This is a genomic window from Streptomyces sp. NPDC093568, assembly GCF_044764945.1.
Lineage (GTDB): Bacteria > Actinomycetota > Actinomycetes > Streptomycetales > Streptomycetaceae > Streptomyces.
On the sequence record NZ_JBIWJD010000001.1, the window covers coordinates 34,595 to 51,498 of the forward strand.

At 69.9% G+C, this 16,904-nt stretch carries 20 protein-coding genes; 8 read left to right on the forward strand and 12 right to left on the reverse strand.

Annotation, left to right across the window (positions count from 1 at the left end; translation table 11 throughout):
* Positions 1 to 67 precede the first annotated feature (67 nt).
* The 6 genes from ACIRD7_RS00145 to ACIRD7_RS00170 form a co-directional block, all read right to left on the reverse strand.
* Positions 68 to 154, reverse strand: coding sequence for a putative leader peptide (locus tag ACIRD7_RS00145; protein ID WP_313960178.1), 87 nt, complete (start codon positions 152 to 154; stop codon positions 68 to 70).
* Between the two features lie 203 nt (positions 155 to 357).
* The gene (locus ACIRD7_RS00150) at positions 358 to 2,001 is read right to left on the reverse strand and encodes an FAD-dependent monooxygenase (protein WP_403447686.1); all 1,644 of its coding nucleotides are present in this window, start codon (positions 1,999 to 2,001) and stop codon (positions 358 to 360) included.
* Between the two features lie 176 nt (positions 2,002 to 2,177).
* On the reverse strand, positions 2,178 to 3,086 hold the full coding sequence (locus tag ACIRD7_RS00155) for an amino acid ABC transporter permease (RefSeq protein ID WP_403447688.1): 909 nt from the start codon (positions 3,084 to 3,086) through the stop codon (positions 2,178 to 2,180).
* Complete coding sequence (locus ACIRD7_RS00160; protein WP_403447690.1) at positions 3,083 to 3,757, reverse strand: amino acid ABC transporter permease; 675 nt, start codon at positions 3,755 to 3,757, stop codon at positions 3,083 to 3,085. Before ACIRD7_RS00160 ends, ACIRD7_RS00155 begins: the two co-directional genes overlap by 4 nt.
* Positions 3,758 to 3,851: 94 nt before the next feature.
* A complete protein-coding gene (locus ACIRD7_RS00165) occupies positions 3,852 to 4,694 on the reverse strand; it encodes a glutamate ABC transporter substrate-binding protein (protein WP_403447692.1) in 843 nt (280 codons plus the stop codon).
* Between the two features lie 103 nt (positions 4,695 to 4,797).
* Entirely contained in the window at positions 4,798 to 5,574 is a 777-nt protein-coding gene (locus ACIRD7_RS00170; protein WP_403447694.1) for an amino acid ABC transporter ATP-binding protein, read from the reverse strand.
* Between the two features lie 288 nt (positions 5,575 to 5,862).
* On the opposite strand from ACIRD7_RS00170, the gene ACIRD7_RS00175 reads away from it, so the two are divergent.
* Both ACIRD7_RS00175 and ACIRD7_RS00180 read left to right on the forward strand, forming a co-directional pair.
* A complete protein-coding gene (locus tag ACIRD7_RS00175) occupies positions 5,863 to 6,549 on the forward strand; it encodes a response regulator transcription factor (RefSeq protein ID WP_403447696.1) in 687 nt (228 codons plus the stop codon).
* A gap of 8 nt (positions 6,550 to 6,557) precedes the next feature.
* Entirely contained in the window at positions 6,558 to 7,949 is a 1,392-nt protein-coding gene (locus tag ACIRD7_RS00180) for a sensor histidine kinase (protein ID WP_403447697.1), read from the forward strand.
* A gap of 96 nt (positions 7,950 to 8,045) precedes the next feature.
* Here ACIRD7_RS00180 and ACIRD7_RS00185 read toward each other — a convergent pair whose 3' ends face one another.
* On the reverse strand, positions 8,046 to 9,041 hold the full coding sequence (locus tag ACIRD7_RS00185) for a TAXI family TRAP transporter solute-binding subunit (protein WP_403447699.1): 996 nt from the start codon (positions 9,039 to 9,041) through the stop codon (positions 8,046 to 8,048).
* Positions 9,042 to 9,184: 143 nt separating this feature from the next.
* Between ACIRD7_RS00185 and ACIRD7_RS00190 the strand changes: the two genes are divergently transcribed.
* Positions 9,185 to 9,589, forward strand: a complete 405-nt coding sequence (locus ACIRD7_RS00190) for a MazG nucleotide pyrophosphohydrolase domain-containing protein (RefSeq protein ID WP_403447701.1) — start codon at positions 9,185 to 9,187, stop codon at positions 9,587 to 9,589.
* A gap of 9 nt (positions 9,590 to 9,598) precedes the next feature.
* On the opposite strand, the gene ACIRD7_RS00195 is transcribed toward ACIRD7_RS00190, so the two are convergent.
* The 3 genes from ACIRD7_RS00195 to ribA form a co-directional block, all read right to left on the reverse strand.
* Positions 9,599 to 10,546, reverse strand: coding sequence for an NADP-dependent oxidoreductase (locus tag ACIRD7_RS00195; RefSeq protein ID WP_403447703.1), 948 nt, complete (start codon positions 10,544 to 10,546; stop codon positions 9,599 to 9,601).
* Between the two features lie 187 nt (positions 10,547 to 10,733).
* Entirely contained in the window at positions 10,734 to 11,030 is a 297-nt protein-coding gene (locus ACIRD7_RS00200) for a DUF2218 domain-containing protein (protein WP_403447705.1), read from the reverse strand.
* A gap of 35 nt (positions 11,031 to 11,065) precedes the next feature.
* The gene (gene ribA / locus ACIRD7_RS00205; RefSeq protein ID WP_403447706.1) at positions 11,066 to 11,737 is read right to left on the reverse strand and encodes a GTP cyclohydrolase II; all 672 of its coding nucleotides are present in this window, start codon (positions 11,735 to 11,737) and stop codon (positions 11,066 to 11,068) included.
* A gap of 170 nt (positions 11,738 to 11,907) precedes the next feature.
* Here ribA and ACIRD7_RS00210 point away from each other — a divergent pair, with 170 nt between their 5' ends.
* From ACIRD7_RS00210 to ACIRD7_RS00225, 4 genes are all read left to right on the forward strand, one after another.
* Complete coding sequence (locus ACIRD7_RS00210) at positions 11,908 to 12,384, forward strand: MarR family winged helix-turn-helix transcriptional regulator (protein ID WP_403447708.1); 477 nt, start codon at positions 11,908 to 11,910, stop codon at positions 12,382 to 12,384.
* 154 nt (positions 12,385 to 12,538) lie between these two features.
* Positions 12,539 to 14,068, forward strand: a complete 1,530-nt coding sequence (gene miaB, locus ACIRD7_RS00215; RefSeq protein WP_403447710.1) for a tRNA (N6-isopentenyl adenosine(37)-C2)-methylthiotransferase MiaB — start codon at positions 12,539 to 12,541, stop codon at positions 14,066 to 14,068.
* A 35-nt stretch (positions 14,069 to 14,103) separates the two neighbouring features.
* Entirely contained in the window at positions 14,104 to 14,373 is a 270-nt protein-coding gene (locus tag ACIRD7_RS00220) for a hypothetical protein (RefSeq protein ID WP_403447712.1), read from the forward strand.
* Between the two features lie 34 nt (positions 14,374 to 14,407).
* The gene (locus tag ACIRD7_RS00225) at positions 14,408 to 15,124 is read left to right on the forward strand and encodes a class III extradiol dioxygenase subunit B-like domain-containing protein (RefSeq protein WP_403447714.1); all 717 of its coding nucleotides are present in this window, start codon (positions 14,408 to 14,410) and stop codon (positions 15,122 to 15,124) included.
* A gap of 75 nt (positions 15,125 to 15,199) precedes the next feature.
* Here ACIRD7_RS00225 and ACIRD7_RS00230 read toward each other — a convergent pair whose 3' ends face one another.
* Together ACIRD7_RS00230 and ACIRD7_RS00235 are read right to left on the reverse strand one after the other, a co-directional pair.
* The gene (locus tag ACIRD7_RS00230; protein WP_403447716.1) at positions 15,200 to 15,469 is read right to left on the reverse strand and encodes an antitoxin; all 270 of its coding nucleotides are present in this window, start codon (positions 15,467 to 15,469) and stop codon (positions 15,200 to 15,202) included.
* Between the two features lie 24 nt (positions 15,470 to 15,493).
* A complete protein-coding gene (locus ACIRD7_RS00235; protein WP_403447717.1) occupies positions 15,494 to 15,766 on the reverse strand; it encodes a hypothetical protein in 273 nt (90 codons plus the stop codon).
* Positions 15,767 to 15,948: 182 nt separating this feature from the next.
* Here ACIRD7_RS00235 and miaA point away from each other — a divergent pair, with 182 nt between their 5' ends.
* Complete coding sequence (gene miaA, locus ACIRD7_RS00240; RefSeq protein ID WP_403447719.1) at positions 15,949 to 16,887, forward strand: tRNA (adenosine(37)-N6)-dimethylallyltransferase MiaA; 939 nt, start codon at positions 15,949 to 15,951, stop codon at positions 16,885 to 16,887.
* Positions 16,888 to 16,904: the final 17 nt, after the last annotated feature.

Genomic DNA, 16,904 nt, shown 5'->3' on the forward strand with positions numbered 1-16,904 from the left:
GCGAAGAGCCCACGACGGCGTCGGCAAGAGCGCGGCGCGTGCGGGAAGAGAGAAGGGGGATGCGAATTCAGCAGGACGGGCGACACACGCAGCCCGCATAGCGGACGAGGTCCATATGGACCCTCCGCCACAGGCGCACACAGGTGTCGGTCACGATCCGGAGTACACCATGCCGGTGCGGACGGGTCAACTCACCGTCACTATGCGGACCGCACAGTGACAGTGAGTGCTGTATTCAGGTGTATTCAGGTGCGTTGCGGTTCAGAGATGAGCGCCGTGCGACGGATCCGGACCCCGGGGGCGCGGGCTCACCGCAAGGCGACGGGCGCCCCCGACGCGTCAGAGCGACCCGAAGCCTCAGCGTGATCCCGCCGTCGCCCCCGCCTCCTCCGTCGCCTTGACCGGTCCACCCGCCGGCCCGCCCAGCGCCGCCTCCGCCGCCGTGTAAAGGTCGGCGGGCCGCACACCGCTCAGCGCCGTCACCAAGTGACCGTCGGGCCGCACCAGCAGGACGGAGTGCGCGGCCGCGCCCGGGTAACTCTCAGCGACCAGCAGCTCGGCCCGATACGGCAGCGCCGTCACCGCGGCCGCCAGCCGAGGCATGATCCCGGCGGTCGCCCAGTGCTTGCGCTCCCACACGCCCGTGCCCGGTGCGATCAGCAGGACGAGCAGCGCGCCGCGCCCGAGCCGGTCCCGCAGCCGTACGAAGGAGCCGTCCTCCGCCGTGACCCGCACGTCCACCACCGCCGCCCCGGGCGGCGTGTCCACGGGTACCTCACCCTCCAGACGGCCGGGCGCGAGTGGCGAGGCCGCGTACGATCCCGGCGCGCCGATGGCTCCCTGGCCCAGGTGGCCGTCCATCAGCAGCGCGTCCTGGCCCCGGGAGGAGCCGCGGACGTACGACCGCAGCGCTCCACCGGCGCGCAGCAGCGGCAGTGCCTGGTCGGCGGCGCGCAGCCGAGCGGCGACCACGGCACGCCGCTCGGCCTGGTAGCTGTCGAGCAGCGCCTCGTGCGTCCCGTGGTGCCAGGACGGCGCCAGCTTCCAGGCGAGGTTGTCGGCGTCCCGCAGCCCCTCGTCGAGCCCGTGGGTACCGAGCGTCCCGAGGCAGTGCGCCGCGTCCCCGGCGATGAAGACGCGGCCCACGCGCCAGCGGCGCGCCAGGCGGTGGTGGACCGTGTGGACCCCCGTGTCGAGGAGTTCGTACGGCGGTGTCGACCCGTCGGACCAGCCGGCGAGCGTCTCGCGGACGTGAGCGACCAGCAGCTCGGGTGTGACCAGGTCCTTGACCGGCGGCAGCAGCCAGTCCAGGCGCCACACCCCCTCCGGGAGCGGCCGTCCGGTCACCTCCCCGCCCGAGGGTCCGGACGTCCGCCACGGCGGCATCCGATGGAGCAACGCCTGACCCTTCCACGGAAGTTCCACCCGCAGCGCGGCCACGGCGTGCCGCTCCACCGCTGTACGGCCGGGAAAGCGGATGTCCATCAGCTTGCGCACGGTCGAGCGGGGGCCGTCGCAGCCGATCACGTAACTGCCGCGCCACCAGGTGCCCTTGGGCCCGCGGGTGTGGGCGGTGACCCCCGAGGGCTCTTGCTCGAGGGCGTCCAGACGGCTGTCCACGACGACCTTGACGAGCGGCTCGCCGACGAGGGCCGTGCGCAGGGCGTTGGTCAGGACGTGCTGGGCGATGTGCAGAGGGGCTGGGTTCGTGAGGCTTTCGGGAGCCTCCGTGGTGTCGTCGAAAGTGACCTCGCGCATCACCTGCTTGCGCCGCATCGACCGCCATCCGGCCCAATGGGCTCCGACCTCGCCGAGCGGCACACCCGTCAGGCGTTCGATGAGGGCGGTCGTGTCCTCGCGCAGGACGACCGTGCGTGCGAGACGGGGTTCGTCCTTGCCGGGACCCTCGTCGAGGACGACGGAAGGCACTTCCTGACGGGCCAGTGCCAGGGCGAGCGTGAGCCCGACGGGCCCCGCTCCGACGATGATCACCGGGTCCATGGCGCGGCGCCCCCTGCCCGCAGCGGTGTCCTCAGGAACGCGAGTGAACAGAAAGTTGGAGCAGGGTGCACGATCACAGAACGTATGCAACCCATTGCCGGTGCTTGCGTCAAGTGACGGAGGGCAGTGGCGATCATGCCACTGCCCTCCGTGTGTTCAAGCGATGTGACCAGGGGTCAGATCGACCCTCCGGCACCGGTACCGAAGGTGCCACCCGTCGCCGCCGGGTTCAGCTCCTCCATGTCCTCGGCGCTGAGCACCGCACCCGTGCCCCTCTTGCTGCGCCGCAGCCTCTTCTCCAGCCAGCTCGCGAAGCTGGTGAGGATGAAGTTGAGGACGATGTAGATGATCGCCACGACGACGAAGCTGGGGATGACGTTGGCGTAGAAGGCCGCCAGCGTCGCACGCGCGTTGAGAAGCTCGGTGAACCCGATCATTACGCCGCCCAGCGCGGTGTCCTTCACGATGACCACGAGCTGGCTGACGATGGCCGGCAGCATGGCGGTGACGGCCTGCGGCAGCAGGATGGCCCGCATCGTCTGACCCTTGCGCAGGCCGACTGCCATGGCGGCTTCCGACTGCCCCTTGGGCAGGGAGAGGATGCCGGCCCGTACGACCTCGGCGAGGACGGACGCGTTGTAGAGCACCAGGCCGGTGACGACCGCGTACAGAGGCCGCTGCTCACTGCTGACGTTCGTCCAGCGGTCGTAGAACTCGTTGGCGAACAGCATGAGCAGCAGGACCGGGATCGCCCGGAAGAACTCGACCACCCACGCGGCCGGCCACCGTACCCACCGGTGGTCGGAGAGGCGCGCGATGCCGAAGAACGCTCCCAGAGGAAGGGCGATCACCATGGCCAGGGCTGCGGCCTTCAGTGTGTCGGCGAGACCCGGCAGGAGATACGTCGTCCAGGCTTGCGACTCGGTGAACGGCTTCCACAGGGCCCACTCCAGCTGGCCCTTCTCGTCCAAGGTGGCCCAGACGAACCACACGAGCAGGGCGAGCACGGCGAAGAAGATCACCGAGATGATCACATTGCGCCGCTTGGCGCGGGGGCCCGGAGCGTCGTAAAGAACGGAGCTCATCGCTTCACCGCCAGTCGCTTGCTCAGCCAACCGAGGAAGAGGCCGGTGGGCAGGGTCAGTACCACGAAACCGAAGGCGAAGACCGCGCCGATGAGCACGACCTCAGCCTCGTTCTCGATCATTTCCTTCATCAGGTAGGCGGCCTCGGCCACGCCGATCGCGGCCGCCACGGTGGTGTTCTTGGTCAGGGCGATCAACACGTTGGCCAGCGGGCCGATGACCGAGCGGAGGGCCTGCGGCAGGATGATCAGCCGGAGGGTCTGGCTGAAGGTCAGTCCGATGGCGCGGGCCGCCTCGGCCTGGCCGAGCGGCACCGTGTTGATGCCGGAACGAATCGCCTCGCAGACGAAGGCCGCGGTGTAGGCGACGAAACCGAGGATCGCCAGCCGGAAGCCCCGGACGCCGAAGTCGGAGGCACCCATCGTCACGCCGAAGATGTCGGCGAGGCCGAGCGAGGTGAAGATAATGATCACCGTCAGCGGGATGTTCCGGACGATGTTCACATAGGCCGTACCGAACCCACGCATGAGCGGGACCGGGCTGACCCGCATCGCGGCCAGAAGGGTGCCCCAGATCATGGAGCCGATGGCGGAGAAGAACGTGAGCTTCACCGTCATCCAGAAGGCACCCAACAGGGTCGGGTCGTTGTAGTCAGAAAGAAAATCGAACACGATCTCCCGCGCTTCCGGGTGGGTGGCGTACGTGGATAGCGCGGCGCGCCGCCGCCCTGATCGCGGTGGACGGCGGCGCGCCGATGGATCTGCGCTACTGGACGATGACGCCGATCTTCGGCGCGGGCTCGTTCTTGTAGTTGGCCGGACCGAAGTTCTCCTTGACGGCCTTGTCCCAGGCGCCGTCCTTGACCATCTTCTCCAGGGCGGCGTTGACCTTGTTCACGGTCTCGGTGTCACCCTTCTTCACACCGATGCCGTAGTTCTCGTTGCTCAGCTTGAGGCCGGCGAGCTTGAACTTGCCCTTGTACTGCTCCTGCGCCGCGTAGCCGGCGAGGATCGAGTCGTCCGTGGTCAGGGCGTCCACGGAACCGCTCTGGAGGCCGGCGATGCACTCCGAGTAACCGCCGGTCTCCTTCAGGTTGGCCTTCGGGGCGAAGTCGTTCTTGACGTTCTGCGCCGAGGTCGAACCGGTGACCGAACACAGGTTCTTGCCGTTCAGGTCGGTGGCCTCGGTGATGTCCGAGTCCGTCTTGATCAGCAGGTCCTGGTGAGCCAGCAGGTACGGACCGGCGAAGTCGACCTTCTCCTTGCGCTCGTCGGTGATGGAGTAGGTCGCCGCGATGAGCTTCACGTCGCCGCGGGCGAGGGCGTTCTCACGGTCGGCGCTCTTCGTCTCGATGAACTCGATCTGGTCGGGCTCGTAGCCCAGCTCCTTCGCCACGTACGTCGCGACGTCCACGTCGAAGCCGGAGAAGGTGCCGTCGGGCTCCTTCAGGCCCAGACCGGGCTGGTCGTACTTGATGCCGATCTTGATCTTGTCGCCGCCACCGTTGCCCGACCCGCTGTCGCTGTCGCCGTCCCCACCACACGCGGTGGCGGTGATCGAGAGGACGAGTGCAGCGGCGGCCGCGGCGGAGACCTTGCGGAGCTTCATGGTGAACATCCTTTGGTGTGAAGAAGAGATGCGTGCCGTCGGGTACGGCGGTTGACGCAGGTCGTCGGCTGCGAGACGCAGTCCGTCAGTGGTGCGGGATCCGTCAGTGGTGCAGGATCTTGGACAGGAAGTCCTTCGCGCGGTCGCTGCGCGGGTTGCTGAAGAACTGGTCCGGTACGGCTTCCTCGACGATCTTTCCGTCAGCCATGAAGACCACCCGGTTGGCGGCCGAACGGGCGAAGCCCATCTCGTGGGTGACGACAATCATGGTCATGCCGTCGCGGGCGAGCTGCTGCATGACCTCCAGGACCTCGTTGATCATCTCCGGGTCGAGAGCCGAAGTCGGCTCGTCGAAGAGCATGACCTTGGGGTCCATGGCCAGTGCCCGGGCGATGGCCACTCGCTGCTGCTGACCGCCGGAGAGCTGTGCCGGATACTTGTCCGCCTGAGTACCCACACCCACGCGGTCGAGCAGCGCCCGGGCCTTCTCCTCGGCCTTCTTCTTGTCCGTCTTACGGACCTTGATCTGGCCCAGCATCACGTTCTCGAGCACGGTCTTGTGCGCGAAGAGGTTGAAGGACTGGAAGACCATGCCGACGTCTGCGCGCAGCCGGGCCAGCTCCTTGCCTTCTGCGGGCAGCGGCTTGCCGTCGATGGCGATCGCGCCGGAGTCGATCGTCTCGAGGCGGTTGATGGTGCGGCACAGGGTGGACTTCCCGGACCCGGAGGGTCCGATGACCACGACGACCTCACCGCGGGCGATCGTCAGATCGATGTCCTGCAGCACGTGCAACGCGCCGAAATGCTTGTTGACGTTCTTCAGGACGACCAGGTCGCCGGACGCGGCCACATCTTCCTTGGCCACCGATACTTCGGTCATCGCTCTCAGGCTCCGTCCTCCTCGGTTTCGGAGGACAGTAATAACCGTATCCGACCTGCGTCATTAGTTCTGAGGGGAATCTGAGCATCACGATCCGATAGCAATCGGACACGTGTCGTAGCACTTGCGGCCTGGGCGCGTACCGGCTGGATAACGGAAGTCGCCCGAAACCGGAACCCTCTTGACGGCGTCGTCGTCCATCAGCGTGACTTCCATGGTGCACGCGCGCGTGCACACGCACTGTGTAATTGCCCGAATCGTACGGCCGGTGAACTGAGGGAGGCCGGAGTGAGACTCCTCCTCGTCGAGGACGACAACCATGTCGCCGCCGCGCTGTCCGCGGTCCTGGCGCGGCACGGTTTCGACGTCACGCACGCGCGCAGCGGCGAGGAAGCCCTTCAGGCGCTCGTCCCCGAGGGGAACGGCTTCGGTGTCGTCCTCCTCGACCTCGGCCTTCCCGACCAGGACGGATACGAGGTCTGCGGCAAGATCCGCAAGCGCACCAGCACCCCGGTGATCATGGTCACCGCACGCTCGGATGTACGTTCCCGTATCCACGGCCTCAATCTGGGGGCCGATGACTACGTGGTGAAGCCGTACGACACCGGCGAACTGCTCGCCCGGATCCACGCCGTCAGCCGGCGCACCGCCCCGGAGGACCCTGGAACGGGCGGCGAGGGCGTGCTGCGCCTGGGTGCCGTCCATATCGAGCTGCCCACGCGACAGGTCAGCGTCGACGGTTCGGTCGTCCAGCTGACGCGCAAGGAGTTCGACCTGCTCGCCTTGCTCGCCCAGCGTCCCGGGGTCGTCTTCCGCAGGGAGCAGATCATCAGCGAGGTGTGGCGCACGAGCTGGGAGGGGACCGGGCGCACCCTTGAGGTGCATGTGGCGTCCCTGCGGGCCAAGCTGCGTATGCCGGCGCTGATCGAGACCGTACGCGGCGTCGGCTACCGGCTCGTCGCCCCGGCCTCGTAGCGGGCACGGTGCGCACTCGGCTCCTTCCGCTGCTCATCGTCCTGATGGCGGCCGTGCTGCTCGCGCTCGGCGTACCACTCGGCATCAGCCTGGCCTCCGCCCAGCAGCAGGACGTGGTCGTCGACCGGATCGACGACACGGCGTACTTCGCGGCCATCGCCCGCCCCGCCGCCGACGTCACCTCCGGCTCCCGCGACGACCTGCGCATCCTGAGCCGGGAGCTGGAGAGCTACTACGACGTCTACGGCATCCGGGCCGGCGTCTTCCTGCCCAACGACACGCCCCTGGCCAACGGGCCGACGACCTGGTTCCTGCCCGAGCACGGCGAGGTGCGCGACGCCTTCGAGGAGTCGCTGCTCAGCCGGCGCAGCCACGACCCCAAGCAGGTGTGGCCCTGGCAGCGCGGGCGCCTCGTCGTCGCCTCGCCGGTCATCCGGGACGGTGACGTCGTCGCGGTCGTCGTCACCGACTCGCCGACCGGGCCGATGCGCTCGCGGATCCTGCAGGGCTGGCTGATCATCGGCGGGGGTCTGACGCTGGCGATGCTGGTGGCCGTCGGGGCGGCCCTGCGGCTGACGGGCTGGGTGCTCAGGCCGGTCCGGGTACTGGACGTCACCACGCACGAGATCGCCAGCGGCCGGCTCAAGTCACGGGTCGCCGTCGCCAGCGGTCCGCCGGAACTCCGGCGCCTGGCCCGGTCGTTCAACGAGATGGCGGACAACGTCGAGGACGTGCTGGAGCAGCAGCGTGCCTTCGTCGCGGACGCCTCGCACCAGTTGCGCAACCCCCTCGCGGCGCTGCTGCTGCGCATCGAGCTGCTCGCCTTCGAGCTGCCCGAGGGCAATGAGGAGATCGCCTCGGTGCAGGCCGAGGGCAAGCGTCTGGCGCAGGTCCTGGACGACCTGCTCGACCTCGCCCTGGCCGAGCACTCCGCCGCCGACCTCAAGCTGACCGACATCGGCGCGCTGGCCGCCGAGCGGGTCGCCGCCTGGGCGCCGACCGCGGAGGCCAAGGGCGTCCGGCTGGTGGGGAAATGCCCGCCGACCACCGGTTGGGCCGACCCGGTCACCCTGTCCAGCGCGCTGGACGCCGTGATCGACAACGCGGTCAAGTTCACGCCGAAGGACGAGTCCGTCGAGGTGACGGTCACCTCCAACGGCGGGACGTCGACGATCGAGGTGGTCGACAACGGCCCCGGCCTCACCGACGAGGAGCTCGCCCGGATCGGCGACCGCTTCTGGCGCAGCGGCCGGCACCAGAACATCAAGGGTTCGGGCCTGGGCCTGTCGATCTCACGGGCCCTGCTGGCGGCGGGCGAGGGCTCGATCTCGTACGCCCATCACGAGCCGCACGGGTTGCGCGTGACGGTGACGGTGCCCAGGTCGGGGCCGGTGGCATAGCGCGGATGGCGTAGCGCGGGTGGCGTAGCGCGGGTCGCGGGTCGCCGTCCTGCTCGGGGCTTGACGGAGCGGTCGTAGCGCGGGACGCCGTCCTGCTCAGGGCTTGACCGAGCGGTAGTAGCGCCGGGCACCGTCGTGCAGCGTCAGCGGGTCGGTGTAGATCGCCGTGCGGAGGTCGACGAGCTGGGCGGAGTGGACGTGGGCGCCGATGCCGTCGCGGCTCTTGATCACCGTGCGGGTGAGCCACTCGGTGAGGCGGGGGTCCATGTCCTCGCGGGTGATCAGCAGGTTGGAGACGGCGATCGTCGGCACCGTGTCGCCGTTCTGGACGGTGGGATACGCCGACTCCGGCATGTTGGTCGCGCGGTAGAAGTGGGCCGTGTCGCCCTGCGCGTGCACCTTGGCGACGAGCGTGGCGTCGATCGGCACGAACCGGAACGCGGAGGCGCCCGCGATCTTCTCCAGCCCGTCCGTCGGCACGCCGCCCGACCAGAAGAACGCGTCCAGTTCGTGCCCCAGCCGCTTGGGCCCGGTGTCGATACCGTCCGCCCGCGGCGTGATGTCCTTCTCCGGGTCGATGCCGGCGGCCTGCAGTACGCGCGTGGCGATCAGCCGTACGCCGGAGTTCGGCAGCCCTATGGCCACCCGCTTGCCCTTCAGGTCCGCGACGGAGCGGATGTCCGAGTCCGGCGGGACGACGAGCTGCACGTAGTCGTCGTACAGGCGGGCGACCCCGCGCAGCCGGTCGGTGACGGGCTCGCCGCCGGACTTGTACGAGTCCACCGCGTCGGCGGCGGCGATCGTGAAGTCGGCCTTACCGGTCGCCACGCGCTCGACGTTCTCCTGCGAGCCGGCACTGGTCAGCAGCCGTACCTTCAGCTGCGGCATGTCCTTGGCCAGCTCCTTGCGCAAAAGCTCGCCGTACTCCTGGTAGACCCCCGCGCGCGTGCCGGTGCTGAAGGTGATCGTTCCGCTCGGCGGCTCCTCGCCCAGGGGCAGCAGCCACCACAGCAGCAGGCCGAGAGCCACGACCCCGGCGGCCGTGCCCTGCACGGCCCGGCGCCTGCTGATGCGGGTGAGTGCCTTGGACATGGCGGCGATCCTGCCAGCCGATGCGCGGTCCTGACCAGGGCCGAGGTCACAGCGCCGGGGGAGCGGGTGGCCGTCGGAGCCGGGGCGTCCATGATCGGGGCAGGGCGGGCGGGACTGTCGGACCCGGCCGTTACAGTCGCCGCATGAGTGCCTCTCCCGCCGACCTGGTCCGTGAATTCCACCGTGCCTTCGGGCTCGACAGCCGCAGTACGCCGACGGAGGTCTCGCCGGCACTCGCCGCCCACCGCGGAGAGCTGCTCGCCGAAGAGGCGGCGGAGGTCGCCGAGGTCTCCGTCACCGGCCCGCTCGACAGGCTCGCGCACGAGCTGGCGGACGTCGTCTACGTCGCGTACGGCACGGCCCTGGTGCACGGCATCGACCTCGACGCCGTACTGGCCGAGATCCACCGCTCCAACATGACCAAGCTGGGCCCCGACGGCCAGGTCGCCCGCCGCGCCGACGGCAAGGTCCTTAAGGGCGCCCACTACCAGGCACCGGACGTGTCGGCCGTGCTGCGCCGCCAGGGGTGGGGGGCCGAAGGGGCCTGAGCGGCCGCGTCAGAGCAGGATGACGGTCTTCCCGCGCGAGCCCCCGGCACGGGCGCGGGCCACGGCGGCCGGCGCGTCGGCGAGGGAGACCTCGGCGTTGATCGTGACGCGGAGCTTGCCGGCGTCGGCGAGGGCGGCGAGGGACTCCAGCTCCTTGCGACTGGGGTCGTTGACGACGTTGACGCCGTGTATCTCACGGGCGGCCAGGGCATCGGGGGCAGCGGCGTGGTTGGTGCTCACGAGCCGGCCGCCGGGCTTGAGCAGACCGGCCAGGCCGTCGAAGTCCCCGCCCGCCGGCGTCACCAGGTCCAGGACGGCGTCGATGCCGTCGGGATGGGCGGCGAGGACCTGCTCGGCGGTCGGCGCGGCGGTGAAGTCGATGGTCTCGTCGGCGCCGAGATCGCGAAGACGCTCGGCGATGTCGCCGGTGGCGGTGGCCAGCACCCTGGCGCCCTGCAGCGCGGCGAACTGGATCGCAGACTGGCCCACGCCGCCGGACGCGCCGTTGACGAGGATCACCTGACCGGTGTCGAGCCGGGCGGCCTCGATGGCCTGGTAGGCGGTGACGCCGGCGGTGGGCAGCGCTGCCGCGAGGGGGAACGGCAGGTCGTCGGGCATGCGGGCGACGGTGCCGTTCTCGGCGGCCACCACGTACTCGGCGTAGGAGCCGCGTCCCGCCGCGAGGTTCATGAACTGGCCGTAGACCGTGTCACCGGGCCGGAAGTGGATCACATCGGCGCCGATGCGCTCGACCACACCGGCGCCGTCGGAGCCCATGACGAGCGGGAAGCCGTGCTCGACCACGCCCTTGAGGGCGCCGTCGGCGACCTTCCAGTCGAAGGGGTTCAGCGCGGCGGCGTGCAGCCGGACCAGCATCTCGCCCGGGCCCGGTTCAGGCACGGGCAGGTCGGTGAGGCGCGGCTCGGCGCCGAAGACGGCGATGGTGACGGCCTTCATGAGGATGCCTTTCTCGCGGTCGCCGACGGGCGCCTGAGGTGCCTGTCGTGCCTTGCCTGTGCCTGTCTGCCTTGCCTGTGCCTGTCGTGCCTGTCGTGCCTGTCGTGCCTGTCGTGCCTTCGTGCCTGTCGTGCCTGCAGTGCCTGCAGTGCCCGTTCGGGCCTCTTGTGCCTGTCGTGGTGATCTGTCAGCCCTGAGCGGGCTCGTTCCAGCGCACGCTCAGCTCGTTGCGCCGGCCGAAGCGTTCCAGATGGCTGCCCACGACCTCCTGGACGGCGGTGAGCGCGGCGGCGTCGGGCGCGGTGACCCGGATCAGCAGGTGGTCGTCCTGGGGTGCGAGGAGGACGTCGGTCTTCTGGAAGGTCAGGCGGTGGCCGCCGTCGGACGTCTCCTCGGCGGGGATCTTCCGGCCGAAGTGCGAGGCGAGCTGCTTGGCGTAGCGCGGGGCGGCGTCGGTGGCGACGCGGGCGAGGGACGAGGGCATGGGCGTACTCCGCGGGGCGTGAGGGCGGGCCGAGGTCAGCCGGCCAGCGCGGCGAGGGCGGCCGGTTCGGGCAGCGTGATGGTGTGGTGCGTGTGCTGGGCCTTGGCGTGCAGATAGCGGACGTTGCTGTCGGTGGCGAAGACGCCGGTACGCCGCACGAAGCGTACGGCGATGCCCAGGTCGCGCAACTGCCCGGCCTTGTCCGGGTTGTTGGTCAGCAGGTCCAGCTCGCCGAGGCCGAGGGCGGTGAGCATCTGGGCGGCGGCGGTGTAGTCGCGGCCGTCCTCGGGCAGCCCCAGGGCGGTGTTGGCCTCGTAGGTGTCGAGGCCGGTGTCCTGGAGGGCGTAGGCGTCCAGCTTGTTGTACAGGCCGATGCCGCGGCCCTCCTGACGCAGGTAGAGCAGGACGCCGCCGGTGGCGGCGATGCGCTCCACGGCCTCGCGCAGCTGCGGGCCGCAGTCGCAGCGCGCCGAGCCGAAGACGTCCCCGGTCAGGCACTCGGAGTGCAGCCGCACCAGCGGCGCGGGCCCCGCCGTGGGATCGCCGAGGACCAGCGCCACATGCTCCTTGCCGTCGGCCAGGCCGTGGAACGTGACCGCCTCGGCGGTGGCCTCGTAGCCGTCGGCGAAGCGGAGCGGGATGGTCACGCGGGTGCGCACCGAGGCGTCGGCGGAGGGGGCGGGACCTGCGGAGGGTGCGGCGTCCATGAGTACTCCTTCGAGGGCTGGACGAACCAGCCGGTTCAAATTTGAACCTCGACACCTCGACGATAGCGTGAAGCTTCAAATTTTGAGCACTCTCTTCGGCTCTGATTCGTGTTGCACCGGTCACACCGACTCTGACGTTCGAATTTGAACATCCGCGCTACCGTGGACGCATGGCAGAACCCCCGTGGTTGAACGAGGAAGAGCTGCGCGCCTGGTACGCCTTCGTGGCGGCCGGCGCGCTCGTCAACCGCCGTCTCGACCAGCAGCTCAAGGACGACGTGGGGATCACGCATCTCCAGTACGAGATCCTCGTGCGTCTGAACGCAGCCAAGGACCGCGAGATGCGCATGAGCGGCCTCGCCGACGCGCTCCTCAACTCCAAGAGCGGCCTGACGTACCAGATCACCCAGCTGGAGAAGGCGGGACTGGTCACCCGGCGCCCGTGCCCGAGTGACGTGCGCGCGGTGTACGCCGTCCTCACCGACGCCGGCCGCGCCATGCTCGAGCGGGCGGCGCCGGGCCATGTCGCGCTCGTCCGCGAGCTCCTCATCGACGTCCTCACGCCACAACAGCTCGCGACCGTCGCCGACGGCCTGGGCGAGGTCGCCCGGCGTATGCAGGAGGGGGGCGTCGGGGTCGGGCGGTAGAGCTGCCGGGGAGGCGGTGACCGACCGCGTCCGCGCCGCCGTCCACGCGGTGTTCGGCGTCTGACCACCGCCCGCGCACACTCCGGTCGCCATGTCCCAGGCGTCTCGGGAGCACCGGGACGAGCGCCTCCCGCGACCACATACCCTTGAACGCATGACCAGCAGCAGTGACCGGAGCCCGGCAGTGGAAGCTCAGAGAAATCTCACCTACGAGGTTCGCACCTACGGGTGCCAGATGAACGTCCACGATTCCGAGCGATTGTCCGGGCTGCTGGAGGACGCCGGTTACGTACGCGCCCCCGAGGGTTCCGACGGCGACGCGGACGTCGTCGTCTTCAACACCTGTGCGGTCCGCGAGAACGCCGACAACAAGCTGTACGGCAACCTCGGCCACCTCGCCCCGAAGAAGGCGAGCCGGCCCGGCATGCAGATCGCGGTCGGCGGCTGCCTCGCGCAGAAGGACCGCGACACCATCGTGAAGCGGGCGCCCTGGGTGGACGTCGTCTTCGGCACGCACAACATCGGCAAGCTGCCGGTTCTGCTGGAGCGCGCACGGGTCCAGGAAGAGGCCCAGGTCGAGATCGCCGAGTCCCTCGAAGCCTTCCCCTCCACCCTCCCCACCCGCCGCGAGAGCGCGTACGCCGCCTGGGTGTCGATCTCCGTCGGCTGCAACAACACCTGCACCTTCTGCATCGTCCCGGCCCTGCGCGGCAAGGAGAAGGACCGCCGGACCGGCGACATCCTCGCCGAGATCGAGGCCCTGGTCGCCGAGGGAGTCTCCGAGATCACGCTGCTCGGGCAGAACGTCAACGCCTACGGCTCGGACATCGGCGACCGCGAGGCGTTCAGCAAGCTGCTGCGCGCGTGCGGCAAGATCGACGGCCTGGAGCGCGTCCGCTTCACCTCGCCGCACCCGCGCGACTTCACCGACGACGTGATCGCGGCGATGGCCGAGACGCCGAACGTCATGCCGCAGCTCCACATGCCGCTGCAGTCCGGCTCGGACACGGTCCTGAAGGCCATGCGCCGCTCCTACCGCCAGGAGCGCTACCTGGGGATCATCGAGAAGGTCCGCGCCGCGATCCCGCACGCGGCCATCACGACCGACATCATCGTGGGCTTCCCCGGCGAGACCGAGGAGGACTTCGAGCAGACCCTGCACGTCGTCCGCGAGGCGCGCTTCGCCCAGGCCTTCACCTTCCAGTACTCCAAGCGCCCCGGCACCCCGGCCGCGACCATGGACGACCAGATCCCCAAGAAGGTCGTCCAGGAGCGCTACGAGCGTCTCGTCGCCCTCCAGGAGGAGATCTCCTGGGAGGAGAACAAGGCGCAGATCGGCCGCACCCTGGAGCTGATGGTCGCCGAGGGTGAGGGCCGCAAGGACGGCGCCACGCACCGCCTGTCCGGCCGCGCCCCCGACAACCGCCTGGTCCACTTCACCAAGCCCGACCAGGAGGTCCGCCCCGGCGACGTGGTCACCGTCGAGATCACCTACGCCGCCCCGCACCACCTCCTCGCCGAGGGCGCCGTCCTCGACGTGCGCCGCACGCGCGCGGGCGACGCCTGGGAGAAGCGGAACACCGCCGAGCAGGCGAAGCCGGCCGGCGTGATGCTGGGACTGCCGAGGATCGGGGCCCCGGAGCCGCTGCCCGTGGCTACCGGAAGCGGCTGCGGCTGCGACTGACGGCCTGCCAAAATACCGGCGGAGAGGAGCGTCGGATGTTGCCGCATCGAGTCACGTTCACCGAAGAGGCCGCGCAGGTGCGCGACAGCCTGCCCGCCGACCGGCGCGAGGTGCTGGAGCGCGGCCTGGCCATACTGGTGACCGACCCGCGGCACAAGCTCTCCCACCCGGTCCGCGGTGACGAGGCGACACGGGAGATCGCGCTCTCGCGCAACCTCTTCGTGGAGTACGTGATCAGTGACGGCAAGCTCGTCGTGCTGGTCCTCACGCTGATCGACCTCACCGACGTGCTGATCGAGGACTGAGCCCCGGCCGCCGTACGGCGTTACCCTGCCGATCATGCTTGTCGCCGCCGCCGTCTGCCCCTGCCCCCCACTCCTCGTGCGCCCCGTCGCCGCGGGCGCCGCACCCGAGCTGGACGCCGCACGTGCCGCCTGCACGGACGCGCTCGGCCTGCTCGCGGCGGCCCGGCCGGACCGGCTGGTGGTGGTCGGCCCGGCCAAGGAGAGCGAACACGGCGGGTACGCCGAGGGGGCGCCGGGCTCCTTCCGGGGCTTCGGCGTGGACATCGACGTACGGCTGGGGCGGCCCGAGGCGCCCGAGCTGTCGGAACGTCCGCTTCCGGCCTCGCTCGCCGTCGCCGCGTGGCTGCTGGAGCGCACCGGCTGGGCGGACGCCCCCATCGAGGGACTCGCGGTGGGGGAACCTCTGACGCCCGAGCGGTGTATTGAGATCGGAAGGGATGTCGCGGCCCGGGCCGAGCGGGTGGCGCTGCTGGTGATGGGCGACGCCAGCGCCTGCCGCACGCTCAAGGCGCCCGGCTACCTCGACGACCGGGCGGCACCGTTCGACGCGTCGGTCGCGCGTGCGCTGGGCGAGGCGGACGTGGCCGCCCTCAAGTCGCTGGACACCGAGCTCGCGTACGAGCTGCTGGCCTCCGGAAGGGCGCCCTGGCAGGTCCTCGCGGGCGCCGCCGAGGAGGCGGACCTGTCGGGTGCGCTGCTGTACGAGGACGCGCCGTACGGCGTGGGGTACGTGGTCGCGACCTGGTCGTAGGGCCGCCGGAGCCGTGGCCGAACGGCGGACGGCCGCGAGCCCGTAAGCTCCGCGGCCGTCCGTCGATGTGCCGTTTCAGGTGGTCGGCGGCGGTGTGTCCGAGGGCGGGGTACTGCCGCCGGTCGCCGTGTCGTCACCCTTGTGCGCGAGTCGGTCCATGGCGCCCTTGGCCTTGCCCGTACCCGAGTGGATCTTGTCGCTGTACTTGCCCTTGGTCCTCTTGTCGACGGCCTGGGCAGCCCTTTCGAGGCCGTGATGGACCTGGCCCTCGTGTCGCTGCGCGAAGTCGGAGACCTTGTCCTTGGCCGGGGCGAGTTTGGCTTTCAAATTGTCCTTCAGACCCATCGTTCACCTTCCCGCGCTGGGCAGTTACGTGCGGGCGCCCTCACCGGCCTCGCTGTCGGCCGCGTCGTCGGCGGACTGCTGCTTGGGGATCTCGACGCCGTCGTCACCGTCGGCCTCGACGGATTCCCCGGCGGCGGGCTGAGCCGCGTCCTCGTCGGCCTTGGCCTCCGCCGCCCCCTTCGCCTCAGTCGACTCCTCCGTCGCGGGCTCGGCCGTTGGTGTGTCGGCCTGGGCCTCGGCGGTTGACGCCTCCTCGGCAGCCTTCGACCTCCGGAAAATTCGTGCGAAAACGCCCATATCCACTCCATACGTTACTCGTGCGGGCGAAATCCCGCGCCGTCCGGTGCGTCCGTTTGCGCCCCCGGGTCGCCGCCTCCACGAAACCGGCGGCGAAAACCTCGCAACTGGCAACGACCCCGAGGATGTGCCGTCACGTAACTCGTTCGAGTCCACCCCGTGAGGTTTGCGAGACTGGGGCGGTGAGCAGCGCACCTCCCGCCCCCCGAGTCATCGCCGTTGTCGGACCCACCGCGGCCGGAAAGTCCGATCTGGGCGTCTTCCTGGCCCAACGGCTCGGCGGCGAGGTCGTCAACGCCGACTCCATGCAGCTCTACCGAGGGATGGACATCGGCACCGCCAAGCTGACGCCCGAGGAGCGCGCGGGCGTCCCGCACCACCTCCTGGACATCTGGGACGTCACGGTCACGGCATCGGTCGCCGAGTACCAGCGCCTCGCGCGCGAGCGGATCGACGCGCTGCTCGCCGAGGGACGCTGGCCGATCCTGGTCGGCGGCTCGGGGCTGTACGTCCGCGGAGCCGTCGACAACCTGGAGTTCCCCGGCACCGACCCCGAGGTCAGGGCCCGGCTGGAGGAGGAGCTGGCGCTGCGCGGCTCCGGGGCACTGCACGCCCGCCTGGCCGCCGCCGACCCCGAGGCCGGGAAGGCGATCCTGCCGAGCAACGGCCGCCGCATCGTCCGGGCCCTCGAGGTGATCGAGATCACCGGCCAGCCCTTCACCGCCAACCTCCCCGGTCACGACTCGGTCTACGACACCGTCCAGATCGGCGTCGACGTGGCCCGCCCCGAACTGGACGAGCGCATCGCGCGCCGGGTGGACCGGATGTGGGACGCCGGGCTCGTGGACGAGGTGCGCGCGCTGGAGGCGCAGGGGTTGCGTGAGGGGCGTACGGCCTCGCGCGCGCTCGGCTACCAGCAGGTGCTCGCGGCGCTCGCCGGGGAGTGCACCCTCGAAGAGGCGCGGGCCGAGACCGTCCGAGCCACCAAACGCTTCGCGCGCCGCCAGGATTCATGGTTCAGGCGCGATCCGCGGGTGCACTGGCTCAGTGGGGCTGCGGCAGATCTCACAGAACTTCCGCATCTCGCACTGGCGTTGGTCGAACGACCGGTTACAGCCTGATCACGTGATGGCATCGG